General features: G+C 76.3%; 11 protein-coding genes. 5 read left to right on the forward strand and 6 right to left on the reverse strand.

Annotation, left to right across the window (positions count from 1 at the left end; translation table 11 throughout):
- Nucleotides 1-61: 61 nt before the first annotated feature.
- The 4 genes from H9X71_RS09600 to H9X71_RS09615 form a co-directional block, all read right to left on the reverse strand.
- A complete protein-coding gene (locus H9X71_RS09600; RefSeq protein WP_191146890.1) occupies nt 62-1,039 on the reverse strand; it encodes a J domain-containing protein in 978 nt (325 codons plus the stop codon).
- Nucleotides 1,036-2,703: a stealth family protein gene (locus tag H9X71_RS09605; protein ID WP_191146891.1), complete on the reverse strand. Its 1,668-nt coding sequence runs from the start codon at nt 2,701-2,703 to the stop codon at nt 1,036-1,038. The genes H9X71_RS09600 and H9X71_RS09605 overlap by 4 nt, the downstream gene beginning before the upstream one ends.
- A gap of 120 nt (nt 2,704-2,823) precedes the next feature.
- Nucleotides 2,824-3,264: a hypothetical protein gene (locus H9X71_RS09610; RefSeq protein ID WP_191146892.1), complete on the reverse strand. Its 441-nt coding sequence runs from the start codon at nt 3,262-3,264 to the stop codon at nt 2,824-2,826.
- Nucleotides 3,265-3,269: 5 nt separating this feature from the next.
- A complete protein-coding gene (locus tag H9X71_RS09615; RefSeq protein ID WP_191146893.1) occupies nt 3,270-3,992 on the reverse strand; it encodes a hypothetical protein in 723 nt (240 codons plus the stop codon).
- Between the two features lie 173 nt (nt 3,993-4,165).
- Here H9X71_RS09615 and H9X71_RS09620 point away from each other — a divergent pair, with 173 nt between their 5' ends.
- Both H9X71_RS09620 and H9X71_RS09625 read left to right on the forward strand, forming a co-directional pair.
- Nucleotides 4,166-5,077, forward strand: coding sequence for an FAD binding domain-containing protein (locus H9X71_RS09620; protein ID WP_191146894.1), 912 nt, complete (start codon nt 4,166-4,168; stop codon nt 5,075-5,077).
- Complete coding sequence (locus H9X71_RS09625) at nt 5,074-7,959, forward strand: molybdopterin-dependent oxidoreductase (protein WP_191146895.1); 2,886 nt, start codon at nt 5,074-5,076, stop codon at nt 7,957-7,959. Before H9X71_RS09620 ends, H9X71_RS09625 begins: the two co-directional genes overlap by 4 nt.
- Before the next feature lie 34 nt (nt 7,960-7,993).
- Here the strand turns inward: H9X71_RS09625 and H9X71_RS09630 are convergent, their stop codons facing one another.
- Nucleotides 7,994-9,277 (reverse strand): APC family permease, encoded by a 1,284-nt coding sequence (locus H9X71_RS09630; protein ID WP_191146896.1) that lies wholly within the window; start codon nt 9,275-9,277, stop codon nt 7,994-7,996.
- Nucleotides 9,274-10,380 (reverse strand): XdhC family protein, encoded by a 1,107-nt coding sequence (locus H9X71_RS09635; RefSeq protein ID WP_191146897.1) that lies wholly within the window; start codon nt 10,378-10,380, stop codon nt 9,274-9,276. The genes H9X71_RS09630 and H9X71_RS09635 overlap by 4 nt, the downstream gene beginning before the upstream one ends.
- 217 nt (nt 10,381-10,597) lie before the next feature.
- Here H9X71_RS09635 and H9X71_RS09640 point away from each other — a divergent pair, with 217 nt between their 5' ends.
- From H9X71_RS09640 to H9X71_RS14930, 3 genes are all read left to right on the forward strand, one after another.
- Complete coding sequence (locus tag H9X71_RS09640) at nt 10,598-11,227, forward strand: hypothetical protein (protein ID WP_191146898.1); 630 nt, start codon at nt 10,598-10,600, stop codon at nt 11,225-11,227.
- Nucleotides 11,228-11,314: 87 nt separating this feature from the next.
- A complete protein-coding gene (locus H9X71_RS09645) occupies nt 11,315-11,899 on the forward strand; it encodes a hypothetical protein (RefSeq protein WP_191146899.1) in 585 nt (194 codons plus the stop codon).
- Between the two features lie 13 nt (nt 11,900-11,912).
- Entirely contained in the window at nt 11,913-14,165 is a 2,253-nt protein-coding gene (locus tag H9X71_RS14930; protein WP_244961550.1) for an amidohydrolase family protein, read from the forward strand.
- Nucleotides 14,166-14,173: the final 8 nt, after the last annotated feature.

A 14,173-nucleotide genomic window follows, 5' to 3' on the forward strand; every position in this document is an offset into this window, starting at 1 on the left:
CGACGCGCTCGCGGCGGGCCCTCGGCGCATCCGCCGGCGTCAGCGCCGCCCGGGCGCCGCGTCAGCCCGCCGCGGGATCCAGCAGCGTCAGCCGTTCGCGGAGGAGCGCGCGGACCGCGTACGGATCCGCGACGCTCAGCCGCCCCTCCTCGGAGACGCCGTCGCGCAGCACGAGCGGGAGGACGGATCGGCGGACGACGAGCGCGCCGCGGTTGCGCCCGCGCTCCACGCGCTCGACCGGCTGCGCGAGCGCGTCGTCCGGCACGACGACCACGGCGGCCGCGAAGCGCACGCCGGCCGAGGCCGCGAGCGACCGGGCGGCGCCGACCAGCCACGTGACGGGCGCGTCGCCGGGCGCGAAGGCGCCGTCCGGATCCGGCGTCACGGGCTGCAGCTCGCCGCGGACCAGCTGCACGGCGACGCCCCAGTCCTCGGAGCTGAGCGCGAAGAGGCCCGCGGGCGCGAGCACGACGTGGTCGACCTTGCCCGCGCCGGCGAGCGGCCGCACGTCGTGGAAGATCGTGGCGCCCATGCCGAGCGACGCCGCGGCGCGCGCGGTCGCCTCCTCGGCCAGCGCCTTGGCGAGCAGCCAGCGGATCTCGCGCGGGGCGCGGCGCACGAGCTCGGGCGACCAGGGGTCCACGCCCACGTCGCCGCCGGGCGCGACGCCCTGCCAGTCGGCGACGCGGTCGAGGTAGTGGGCGCGGGCGAGCGCGCCGGCCGTGCCGTGCACGGTCGCGCCGAGACGGGTGCCGGATCCGTGGGCGGGCGCGTAGCCGGCGTCGTCGGGGTCGAGCGGGTCGTCGTCGGCGGCCGCCCGGCCCTGCCCGCGGTCGTAGCGGGCGCGGTCGGCGGGATCCCCCACGAGCTCCCACGCGCGCTGCACGGCATGGAAGAGGTGCGCCTCGCCGCCCGTGTCCGGGTGGGTGGCGCGCACGAGCCGACGGTACGCGGCGCGGAGGGCCGCGGTGTCGGCGGCGGGATCCACGCCCAGCACCTCGTACGGGGTGCGGTCGGCGGGGCTCCCCGCGCGGCTCACTCCGCCGGGGTGGCCGGCGCGCCGGACGCGGCGGCCGCGTCGGCGACCTCCGCCTCCCACGGCGCCGGGATGCCGTAGTAGCGCTCGAGGAAGTCCTGCACGCGCTCCTGGCGCTCCTCGGCCGGGACCTCGGGGAACGAGCCGTCGTTGAGGCAGAAGAAGTCCTGCGAGCGGCGCTTGAGGAGGCCGGGCAGCAGGTCGAGGCCCGCGCGCGACGTGGTGTCGACGTAGGTGACCTTGGCGCTCTCCTGCTGCACCGCGCGCGCCGTCATCTGCGCGTAGTAGTGGTACAGCGAGTTCGTCACGGAGATGTCGGTGCTGGAGCGGAAGCGGCTGAGCTGGGTGCGGTGGAAGTCCTCCGCGAACTCCTGCTCGAGCTCGAGCAGCACGCTCTTGCGCAGGGGCGTCGCCGCGTGCTCGAGGTGGCGGGTGATGAGGCGGCCGAAGCGGTCCATGAGCAGGCGCCGGTTGACGCGCGCCGAGTTCTCGAAGCCGCTGCGGTCGGAGTCGTTGTCGCCCAGGCCGATGCGGGTCGACGCCTCGATGAACTTCGTGATGCCGCCGGGCGAGAAGAACATGCCGGGCTGCACCGGGCGGCCGAAGAACATGTCGTCGTTCGAGTAGAGGAAGTGCTCGCTGAGCCCGGGGATGTGCTGCAGCTGCGACTCGACGGCCTGCGAGTTGTGCGTGGGGAGCCCCGCGGGATCCGTGAAGAACTCCTCGCTGCGCACGAACGTGACGGCGGGGTGGTCGGCCAGCCAGGCCGGCTTCGGGGAGTCGGTGACGATGAAGATCCGTCGCACCCAGGGCGCGAAGAGGTAGACGGAGCGGAGCGCGTACTTGAGCTCGTCGATCTGGCGGAAGCGGGCCTCGGAGTCGTCGCCCTCGCCGACCACGACCTCCTTCATCCGCTCGGCACGGCGCTTCTGGAACTCGGGGTCGTTGCCGTCGACCCAGGAGAAGACCATGTCGATGTCGAACGTGATGTCGGACGCCTGCGCGTCGAACATTCCGCGGAGCGTCCGCCACTGGTGGCCGTACATCTCGACCGTGGCGGGCACGACCTCGTTCGCCGGGAGGATCTCGCGGGTCAGCGAGTTCTCGACCGGCCAGACGACGGTGTCGCCCTCGAAGCGGAAGAACTGCAGCTCGACCGCGGTGGAGGCGCCGTAGGCGAGGAGGCCGACCGGCTCGATGCGCGGGCGGTAGAGGCGGAAGATCCCGGCGTCGGGGTTGTCGGTGAGGCGGCCGTCGGCGACGAGAAGCGGCGGGCGGCGGCGGCCGTCGACGGTCTTCGCGTACAGCGGCTCGTCGGCGCACGCGGCGACGAGGGCGCGGACGACGGTGTCGCGGTGGCTGACGTCGATGGCGATGACCGGGCGCTCGTCGTTGCCGCGGATGAGCCAGAAGTCGATGCCGGTGGCGAGCAGCGCGTCGCGGATGAAGAGGAGGTCCGTCACGAGCGCCTGGTGCGGCGTGAGCGTGCGGTTGACGAGCGTCGCGAGGCCCTTGCGGACGACCACGTCGGGGCGGTGGTGCGTGGTGGGCCACGTGGCGGGGGCGGGGGCGACCGCGTCGTCCTGGCGGGAGTACTCCTCCTCGCTGGTGGCGGGATCGACCGTCGGCTCGAGCGCTACGTTGAACTGCCGTGCGCTGCCCGCCATGGATCATCCCCTTGTCGCTGCTCGTGTGCTGCCGCCCGACCCGGTGGGTGGCGACGGATCATTCTATCGAGCGCGGGGGCGCGCCCCCGGTCGGGGGCGGCCACCGCCGGGGCCCGTCGGTCAGCGCACGGGCAGCGCGGGGCGGGGCGCGCCGTCCGCGTCGCGGCCGAGGCGCGCGTGCAGGAGGAGGACGAGGGCCGCGCCCGACAGCACCCCGTCGAGGATCCCCGCCGGCAGCAGGAACACCATCAGCACGAGCGTCACGCCGCACATGACCGCGGCCAGCGCCAGGCCCCACAGGCGGTCGCGCCAGAGGCCGATGCCGGCGGTGACGCGGAGCGCGGCGAAGATCCCGCTCATCGCCATCATCGGGTAGAGGTTCTCCCGCAGGTACGGGAGCGCGAACACCTCGGCGTGGTCGGTGATCGTCGCCTGCGGGATCCCGAGCGCCAGCAGCACCACGAGCCCGACGGCGACCAGTCCTTCCATCAGCACGCCCTGCACGAGCAGGAGCACGGCCGCAGCGCGGAGCTCGCGGCGGGCACGCGGGGGCGCGGTCACGCCCGTCACCCCTCGACGTCGGCGGCCGGGAGGGCGTCGACCTCCCAGACCACGGGGGCCTCGAGGAAGGGGTGCGCGGCGGGATCCGGCGTCTGGAGGATCGTGCGCGGCACGTCGTGCCAGCGGAGCTCCGCGAGCTCCTGGCCCACGGGCACCGCGTAGACGACGCACTCCATGGTCTCGTCCGGGTCGCGGCCCTCCTCGAGCCCCAGGTCGGGCACCTCGTACGGGCACTCCGCGTCGGTGCTGATGCCGCCGAGCTGGCGCTGGATGATGTCGACCTCGGTGCCGTCGGCCAGGAACGGCCGGAGGACCGGGCCGTTCTGCGGCCCGCGCTCGCCCTCGAGCCAGCGGGTCTGGACGAAGGCGAAGAAGGGGGTGCGGTCGGCGAAGCGCTCGCCGTCCTCGTAGCCGGACCAGTAGGTGGGCTGGCCCTCGGCGACGCCCAGCACCGCGGTCGCGACCACGTCGCCGGGGGCCGACGCCTCGTCGGCGCTGGGGAGCGCGACCACCTCGCCGGCCGCGACGCGCTGGCCGGGCGTCGCCTCCGGGGCGTCGTCGGCGATGGCGACGGCGTCGACCGGCGGCGCGGGCGGGCCGTCCGGCCCGAACGAGCAGCCCGCGAGGAGGAGGGACGCGGCGAGCGCGGATCCGGTGCCGGCGAGCGCGGTGGCGGCGCGGGATAGACGTCGGGGGCGGATGGTGCGGGCGGCGGTGCGGATGTCCATGGTCTCCCCGGGTCTCCCCGCGAGCGTGCCAGCCGCGCCCGGGCGGCGGCAAGTCGGGGGCGCGCCGGCGGGGGCGGGCCGCGGCGGATGCGAGGATCGCTGTCACACGTCCACGCACGACCGCGCTCCCCGAGGATCCGCGGCCGTCGACCGGGACGCCCGGGAGGAGACCAATGGACCAGCCGACCGTCGGCTCCGTCCTGCCCGCCCGCACGCGCGACGACCTGGCGGCGCTCGGGCCGGCCGTGGCGGCGCTCGCGGGCGGATCCGGCATCTTCGCCGAGCCGCACCCGCACCTCACGGGCCTGGTGGACCTGCAGGCGCTCGGCTGGGAGCCGCTGGTCGTGACGGAGGCCGGCCTGGAGATCGCGGCGACGTGCACGATCGCCCAGGTCGCGGGGATCGCGCCGCGGGACGGCTGGCGCGCGCACCCCCTGTTCCTCCAGGCCTGCACGGCGCTGTTCGGGTCGACGAAGATCTGGCGGGTCGCGACCGTGGGCGGCAACGTCTGCTCGGCGCTGCCCGCGGGCCCGATGACGGCGCTCGCGTCCGCCCTCGACGCGGAGGCGCTGATCTGGCGGGCCGCGACGGCCGACGCTCCCGCCCGCGACGAGCGGATGCCCGTGGCCGAGCTCGTGACGGGCGACCGCACGACCGCGTTGGATCCCGGCGACGTGCTGCGGTCGATACACGTGCCCGCGGCGTCCCTCCGGGCGCGGACCGCGTTTCGGAAGATCGCGCTGTCCCCCATCGGCCGCTCGGGCTCGGTCGTCATCGGGCGGCTCGACGAGGACGGCGCGTTCGCGCTCACCGTGACCGGCGCGACCCTCCGGCCGGAGCTGCTGCGCTACCCCGCGCTCCCGGACGCCGGCGCGCTCGCGGACGACGTGCGGGCGATCGGATCCTGGTTCACCGACGCGCACGGCGCCGACGACTGGCGCCGGGCCGTGAGCGCGCTGCTGGCGGAGGAGATCCGCGCGGAGCTGGCCGGCGACGCGGCCGGCGCGGGCGACGGACCGGCCTCCGGCGAGCGCGGCACCCCGCCCGGCGCCGCGGCCACCACGACGGCGGGAGCGCGCGCATGAGCATGACGGTGGACGGCCGCGAGATCCCCGGCGACCCGGCGCCCGGGCAGAGCCTGCGCACGTGGCTCCGCGCGCACGAGGTGTTCAGCGTGAAGAAGGGCTGCGACTCCGGCGACTGCGGCGCGTGCGCGGTGCTCCTCGACGGGGAGGCCGTGCACTCGTGCATCCTGCCGGCGTTCCGGGCCGAGGGGCGCGCGGTCACGACGGCGGCGGGGCTCGGGACCCCGGGCGACCTGCACCCGGTGCAGGAGCGGTTCGTGGAGGCGGCCGGCTTCCAGTGCGGGTTCTGCACGCCCGGCATGGTCGTGACCGCCGCGTCGCTCGCCGACGACGAGCTCCACGACCTGCCGCGCCTCATGAAGAGCAGCCTGTGCCGGTGCACGGGGTACCGGGCGATCGACGAGGCGATCCGCGGGGAGCACGGCGGGGTCGGCCACGTGCACGCGGCCGGCTGCGGCGGCGTGCGGCCCGAGGGGCTCGGGCCGGTGCGGGCGACGGGATCCGCCGCCGCCACGGACGCCCCGGCCGAGGACGACGCCACCGCCGCCCGCGCCGCCGAGCGCGCGCAGACCGGCCGTGTCGGCACGTCGCTGCGCGCCCCCGCGAGCGAGCGCGTCGTCAGCGGCCTCGAGCCGTACACGCTCGACGTCGCCGTGCCCGGCCTCCTGCACGCGAGCCTGGTGCGCAGTCCGCACCCGCACGCCCGGATCGTCTCGATCGACGCCGCCGAGGCCCTCGCGCTGCCGGGCGTCCACGCGGTCCTCACCCACCGCGACTCCCCCGCGACGCTCTACTCGTCCGCCCGCCACGAGGACCGCTTCGACGACCCGGACGACAGCCGCGTCTTCGACGACGTCGTGCGGTTCCGCGGGCAGCGCGTCGCCGCCGTCATCGCGGACGACGTGGGCATCGCCGAGGCCGCCGTGCGCCTGGTGCGCGTCGACTACGAGGTCCTGCCTGCCGTGCACGACCCCGAGGAGGCCCGGCGCCCGGGCGCGCCCCTCGTGCACGGCGACAAGGACCCGGCCGTCTCCCGCCTCGCCGACCCGCAGCGCAACATCGTGGCCGAGATGCACGGCGAGCACGGCGACGTGGCGGCCGGCCTCGCGCGAGCCGACCAGGTCGTGACGGGCACGTGGTCCACGCAGCGCGTCGCGCACACCCACCTGGAGACGCACGCGACCGTCGGCTGGTTGGAGGAGGGCCGCCTCGTCCTCCGCACCAGCTCGCAGGTCCCGTTCCTCGTGCAGCGCGAGATCTGCCGGCTGTTCGAGCTGGAGCCGGAGCGCGTCCGCGTGTTCACGGCGCGGGTCGGCGGCGGGTTCGGCGGCAAGCAGGAGATCCTCACCGAGGACGTCGTGGCGCTCGCCGTGCTCGCCACCGGCCGACCGGTGCAGCTCGAGTTCACGCGCTCGGACGAGTTCACGCTCTCCCCGGCGCGTCACCCCATGCGGGTGGGGGTCACCGTGGGCGCGACCGCCGACGGGGTGCTCACGGCGCTCGCGGTCGACGTGCTCTCGGACACGGGCGCGTACGGCAACCACGGGCCGGGCGTCATGTTCCACGGCTGCAACGAGTCGATCGCCCTCTACCGCGTGCCGGCGAAGCGGGTCGACGCGCAGAGCGTCTACACGCACAACCTGCCGTCGGGGGCGTTCCGGGGATACGGCCTCGGGCAGGTGATCTTCGCGATCGAGTCGGCGCTCGACGAGCTGGCGCGGCGCCTCGGCATCTCGGGCTTCGAGATCCGGCGGCGGAACGCGGTCGTGCCGGGCGACCCGCTGATCATCACGCACGCGGAGGGCCCGGACCTCGGCTTCGGCGGCAGCTACGGCCTCGACCAGTGCCTCGACCTCGCCGAGGCGGCGCTCCGCGACGGCGGCGGGGACCCGGTGCCGGACGGCGACCGCTGGCTCGTGGGCGAGGGCATGGCCGCCGCGATGATCGCCACCATGCCGCCGCGCGGGCACTTCGCCGACGTGACCGTCGCGATGGCGGCGGACGGCGTCGTCACGGTCTCGGTCGGCACGGCCGAGTTCGGCAACGGCACCACCACCGTGCACGCGCAGCTCGCGGCGACCGCGCTGGGCACGACGCCCGACCGGATCCGCATCCGCCAGTCCGACACCGACGTCACCGGCTACGACACGGGCGCGTTCGGCTCCGCCGGCACGGTCGTCGCCGGCAAGGCCGTGCACCGGGCCGCGACCGCGCTCGCCGGGCTGCTGCGCGACGCGGCCGCCGCGCGCACGGGGCGCGCCGCCGACGCGTTCGCGCTCACGCCGGACGCGCTCGTCGCGGGCGACGTCTCCGTCCCCGTCGCCGAGCTGGTGGGCCCCGACGGGCTCGCGGCGGAGGCGCACGAGGACGGCGCGCTGCGGTCGCTCGCGTTCAACGTGCACGCGTTCCGGGTGGCGGTGGATCCCGCGACGGGCGAGATCCGCATCCTCCGCTCCGTGCAGGCCGTCGACGCGGGCACGGTGCTGAACCCCGCGCAGCTGCGCGGGCAGGTGGAGGGCGGCACGGCGCAGGCGCTCGGCACGGCCATGTACGAGGAGGTCGTGCACGACGGCGAGGGGCGGATCCTCACCGACGTGCTGCGGAACTACCACATCCCCCAGCTCGCGGACCTGCCGGTCACCGAGGTCCTGTTCGCCGACACGCACGACGACAACGGGCCGCACGGCGCGAAGTCGATGAGCGAGGCGCCCTACAACCCGGTCGCGCCGGCGCTGGCGAACGCGGTGCGGGACGCCATCGGGATCCGGCCGCACGACCTGCCGATGTCGCGCGACCGCGTGTGGCGGCTCCTGCACGGCGGCGGCCCGCAGCCGCGCTTCGACAGCCCGACGACCCTCGGCGAGCGCGGCACGCGGGAGTAGCGGCCGCGGCCCGGCGCAACGGCGCCCGGCCCGGTCAGCTCGCCGGGGCGGCCCGCCGCCGCGCCAGCACGACCGCGCGCCCGACCACGCCGACGAGCAGCACGCCGACCCCCACCGCGATCGACGGCACGGGCAGCGTCGCCACGAGCACCAGGCAGCCGACCACGCCGATCACCTGCAGCGCCTTCGGGTACCGCCGGTCGGCGCGCTCCTGGGTGAAGGCCGCGGCGTTGGCGACCACGTAGTACAGCAGCACGCCGAAGGACGAGAAGCCGACGACGCCGCGGAGGTCCACCGTGAGCACGAGCGCGACGACGACCACCGCGACGGCGATCTCCGCCCGCTGCGGCACCCGGTACCGCGGGTGCACGACGGCGAGCGGGCGCGGCAGGTCGCCCTCGCGCGCCATCGCGAGCGAGGTGCGCCCGATGCCGGCGAGGAGCGCGAGCAGCGCCCCGAGGCAGGCGGCGGCCGCGCCGATCCCGACGACCGGCACGGCCCACGTCCAGCCCGCCGCGCGCACGACGTCGGCGAGCGGCGCCGTGGATCCGCCGAGCCGCGCCTCCCCGAGCACCCCGAGCAGCGTGACGGCGACGAGCGCGTAGACGACGAGGGCGCCGCCGAGCGCGAGGAGGATCGCGCGCGGGATGGTGCGCGCCGGATCCCGCACCTCCTCCCCCATGGTCGCGATGCGCGCGTACCCCGCGAAGGCGAAGAACAGCAGGCCCGCCGACTGGAGGACGCCGTAGGGGGTCGTGTCGACGCCCATGACGGGTTCCGCGGCGCCGGTCGGCCCGCCCGCGACGACGCCCGCCGCGAGCACGAGCGCGATCACCGCGAGCACCACCGTGATGATCACGCGCGCGAGCCGGGCGGTGCGGGTCACGCCGAGGCAACCGACCACCGCGAGCGCCGCCACGGCGAGCGCCGCGACGGGTCGCTGCCAGGCGGCGGGCACCGCGTAGGCCGCGAAGGTCAGGGCCATCGCGGCGCAGCTCGCGGTCTTGCCGATGACGAACGACCAGCCCGCGAGGAATCCCGGCCACTCCCCCAGGCGCTCGCGGCCGTACAGGTACGAGCCGCCGGACGACGGGTAGCGGGCGGCGAGCTGCGCGGACGCGGTGGCGTTGCAGAACGCGACGACCGCCGCGATCGCCAGGCCGACGAGGAGGCCCCCGCCTGCGGCGCGGGCGGCGGCGGGCATGACGGCGAAGATCCCCGCGCCGATCATGGCGCCGAGGCCCAGCACGGTGGCGTCGAGGAGGCCGAGGCGCCGGGCGAGGCCGGGCTGGGCCGCGGGCGCGGGGACGGTGCTCATGGGGTCTCCCTGTGGATGGGGCCGGTGGTCGTGGTCAGCGGGGCGCCCGCGGTCCCGGCGCGCGCGGCGAGCACCTCGGCGAGGATCGACACGGCGGTCTCCTGGGGCGTGCTCGCGCCGATGTCGAGGCCGATGGGCGAGCGGAGGCGCGCGAGCTCCTCGGGCGTGACGCCCTCGTCCGCGAGCAGGGCCCGGCGGCGCACGTCGGTGGCGCGGGATCCCATCGCCCCCACGAACGCGACCGGCAGCCGCAGGGCCTCGACCAGCAGCGGCACGTCGAAGCGGTCGTCGTGCGTGAGCACGCAGATCACGGTGCGGGCGTCGACCTCGGTGCGGGCCAGGTACTCGTCCGGCCACGCGACGACGACCTCGTGCGCCGACGGGAAGCGCGCGCGGGTGGCGAAGGCGGGCCGGGCGTCGCACACGGTGACGCGGTAGCCGAGGAGCGCGCCCGCGTCGGCGAGGGCCGCGGAGAAGTCGACGGCGCCGAAGACGAGCAGGCGCGGCGGCGGGGCGGCGACGAGGTGCAGGACGCGCGCGGGTCCGTCGGCGCAGTCGACCTCGGCGGTGCCCGAGCGGCCGGCGGCGAGGCGGCCGGCGAGCTCGGCGCGGATCCGCCGCGCGGGGTCGGCGCCCACGGCCGCGTCGACCGCGGGGTCGGGGGCGGCGGTGATCCACGTGCCGACGGCGGGTCCGTCCAGCACGAGCGCGAGCGACGCAGCGCGGCCGGTGCGGGCGTCCTCGAGCGCGGCGCGCACGGCGGCGGGGATCGGCGACCGCGCGTCGCCGGCGGGCGCGAGCTCCACGACGACCACGCCGATCCGCCCGCCGCACATGAGCCCCACCTGGAACGCGTCGTCGTCGCTCACCCCGAAGGACGTGAGGACCGGCGCCCCGTCGGCCAGCACCCCGGCGGCGACCTCGACGACGGCGCCCTCGACGCAACCGCCCGAGATGGATCCGACGACGCGGCCGTCGGCGTCGACCGCCATCGCGGTGCCGGCCGTGCGGGGTGCGCTGCCGAGCACGTCGGTGACGCACGCGACGGCGAGCCGGCGGCCGTCGGCGAGGGCGTCGAGCACCTCGGCGGCGATCTCGAGCACGGCACCTCCGGGTGGGAGCGCCGGCGGACGGGCGCGGGACGGGCAGGACGGGACGGGCGACGGCATGGACGAGAGGGGCGAGCGGCGGCCGGGCGGGCCCGGCATGGTACCGGCCGCGTCAAGCCTCCCACGGCCCGTGCGTAGGGTGGGACGCGGATGTCGGGGGACGCTCCCCCCGGTGTCGCGCGCCGCGTCCGGCGCCGTCCGAGGGGGACCCATGACGTCGACCGCGCCCGACCGCACGCAGCCGCTGTTCCGGCGGATCCGCCGCGCGTGGGCGGATGCGCCCGTGGTCGTGCAGGCGGTGGCCGTCGCCGCGCTGCTGTTCACGTGGCTGACGGCGCTCGACCTCGGCGACCCGTCCGAAGGGACGGGGACGATCGTCCTCCAGGCTGTCGTGGCGGCGGTCATGGCCGGCGCGATGGTGGGCGGTCGGTGGATCCGCCGCCGCCGCTGGCCCGACGCCCCGCGCGAGGTCGAGGTGTCCGAGGCGACGGAGGACGGCGAGCTCCCGCCGGGAGCCGACGTGCGCCGCTGGCTGGACGCGCTCGAGCGACGGCGGCGGGAGATCCGCTCCGAGGCCTGGAGCGTCCCCCTCGGGCTCGCGGTGGTCGTCGCGGTGGTCGTCCTGCCGCCGGTCCGCCCGGACCGCGACCCCGCCTACATCGTGTTCCTCGCGGTCTTCGTCTCCTGGGCCGCCTGGCTGATCGTCTCCCGCACCCGCCGCCGGGACGCCGTCGACGCCCTGCTCATCCCGCTCCAGGAGTCCGCCCGCGACGACGCCGCCCGCCGCACCGGCTGGCCGCCACCCGCCCCCGACGACCGCATTCCCCCGGCTGCTGGATAATCGGCACCGCGCGCGACGACCCGGCGCCCCACCGACCCGAGGAGCGAGCATGGCCCCGACGACCCGTCCCCCGTCCGGCACCCGCGCATGAAGGCCCTGTCCGACCGGTTCCAGCGCGCTCCCCTCGGGATCGTGTTCCCCGTCCTCTTCGTCATCGTCGTCGTGGTCCGCCTCCTGCTCGAGGCCCTCATGCTCGAGGACGGCCTGACGCTCGGCCGCACGATCGCGAACGTCATCGGCTCCCTGCTCATCGCCGGCGTGCTGACGTTCGTCGTCGGCCGGCAGCGCCGTCGCAGCGGCGGCGCCGACACGATGGCCGACGTCACCACGTCCCTGAAGACCCGGACGCTGCCGCGCGACGCCGACCCGGCCACGTGGATCCCCGCCCTCGAGTGGCGGCGCCGCCAGTTCCGGCGCTCGCTGTGGCTGATGCCCGTGCTCGTCGTCGTGCTGATCGCGATGGGCGTCGCGGCGGTCGTGCTCGTCCCCGGCTCGCCCGCCGGCTGGATCATCGTGGGTGCCTTCCTCGTCCTCGGCGTCGTGTCCGTCGAGCAGGCGCGCCGCACGATCCCCCGCATCGACGACCTGCTCCGCCAGCTGCGCGAGCGCGACGACGCCCGCCGACCGGTCGACCCCGCGGGCAGCGCTCCGACGCGCCCCGCCGGCGCCTGATCCGCTCCCGACCGTGACCGACCCCGCGGCTCCGACGCACGGCCGGCTCCGGCGCGCCCGCCGCCGCCTCGCCGACGCCCCCGCGGTCGTGCCCGCGATGGGCGTCGCCGCGGCCTACGCCGGGGTCTCGACCTGCTTCCAGGTCGTGTCCGGCCGGGAGATGAGCGCCGGGCGGATCCTCGGGACCCTCACCGTCGGGGCCCTGGCCGGTCTCGTCCTCACCTTCGTCCTCTCCCGACGGCGCCGCGCGGCCCCATCGGGCATGCGGTGGGTCGACGTCTCCGAGGCGATCGACGACGGCCGCCTCCCCGCCGACGCCGACGCCGACGCGTGGCGGTGGCTGCTGCTCCGCCGCCGCGAGGTCCACGACCAGCTCGGCGGGCCGTGGGCGGTGCTCGTCGCGGCCGCGCTCCTCGGCGGCACCGTCGCGGTGGGCGCCCTCGCCGGCCCGCCCCTCGCGTGGACGCTGCCCGCGGCGCTCGCCGTCGCGGTCGCGGGCCTGGCGCTGATCCGACGCCGCCGGGTCGCGCGGATCGACGCGCTCCTCCAGCCGCTGCTCGTCGCGGACGCGCCGGACGCGCCGGCCGCGCCGACCTGCGCCGCCGGAGAAGGGTCACCGCTTCCTGAGCGCCGTCGAGCCCCGCGGCGTGTCGGAGCGGGGAGCCCGCCCGGGGGCCGAGCATCGACCGGGCGCCCGATCCGCGCGACGCGCAGCCTCGGGCCAGCGCGGACACGCGGACCCGCCCTCCGCGGGCGCCCCGTCGGGCTCCCGCGGCCCAGCACCGCCGCGCATCAGCCGAGCGAACGGATCCGCATGACCGAGAACCGGACCACCAGCACCCCCGCGCCGCCCTCGCCCAGCCGCCGGGCCGTCCACCGCGGCCACGTGCTGCACATCACGGGATCCCCGCTCGTCCAGGACGCCCGCCGCCACCTCGTCTCCGTCCCCGACGGCGCGCTCGCGGTCGACGACGCCGGCCTCATCGCCTGGGTGGGCCCGTACCGGCAGCTCCCGCCCGCCTTCGCCGACGCGCCCGTGCACGGTGACGCGTCCGACTTCCTGATCCCCGGCTTCGTCGACGCGCACGTGCACTTCCCGCAGACGTACACGACGAGCGCGCACGGCGGCGGCCAGCTCCTCGAGTGGCTCGACTCGTGCGTGTTCCCGTCGGAGGCCCGCCTCGAGGACGAGGGCTTCGCGCGCATGATCGCGCACGACTTCACGCGCCGCCGGATCATGGCGGGCACGACGAGCGCGCTGGTGTTCGGATCCGCGTTCCCGCACGCCCAGGACGCCCTGTTCGCGTCCTCCCGCGACGCGGGCCTCCGGCTCGTGAGCGGGCGCGGGATCCAGACGGTCGGCTCCGGCCCCGCGACGCCGCTGCTCACCTCGGAGGAGGACGCGATCGCGCTCTCCTGCGCGGAGATCGACCGCTGGCACGCCGTCGACACGGGCGACGCGACGACCGCCCTCCTCCAGGTCGCGATCGTGCCGCGCTTCAGCCTGTCGGTCACGCCGACGACGCTGCGAGGCCTCGGCGAGCTGTACGACGTGGCGCGCGGCGAGGGCGTCCACTTCCACTCGCACCTCAACGAGAACGACCGGCCGGGCACGGGCGAGATCGCCGCCGTCCGGCAGGTCTACGGCACCGACACCTACCTCGACACCTACGACGGCCGCTTCCTGCCCGGGTCCGCGCGGGGCGGATCGAGCCTCCTCGGGCGCCGCAGCGTGTTCGCCCACGCGGTGCACTGCCAGGACTCCGAGCTCGCGCGCCTCGCCGAGACGGGCAGCAGCATCGCGCACTGCCCGACGTCGCAGCAGTTCCTCGGCTCCGGCACCATGCCGTGGCGGCGCACGGTGGCCTCGGGCGTGAACGTGGCGATCGGATCCGACGTGGGCGCCGGCGACGAATGGCTCGTCTCGCGCGTGCTCAACGACGCGTTCAAGGTGCACCTGTCCGAGCCGGGCGACGCGGGCGTGGAGATCGACGCCGCCGAGCTGCTCTTCACCGGCACGCTCGCCGGTGCCCGCGCCCTCGACATGGAGGAGCGCTACGGCAACCTGGACGTGGGCAAGGACGCCGACTTCCTGACGATCACGCCCGACCTCTGGGAGCCGCTCGCGCTCACGCTGGCCCACGGGATCCGCTCGGACGACCCGGAACGCGCCACCGACCAGATCCTCTTCACCCTGCTGATGGGCCTCCGCGAGCCGGCCATCGCGGCCGTGCACGTGCAGGGGCGGCGGGTGTCGGCGGGCTGAGGGCCCGA

The organism is Clavibacter zhangzhiyongii (assembly GCF_014775655.1).
Classification (GTDB): domain Bacteria; phylum Actinomycetota; class Actinomycetes; order Actinomycetales; family Microbacteriaceae; genus Clavibacter; species Clavibacter zhangzhiyongii.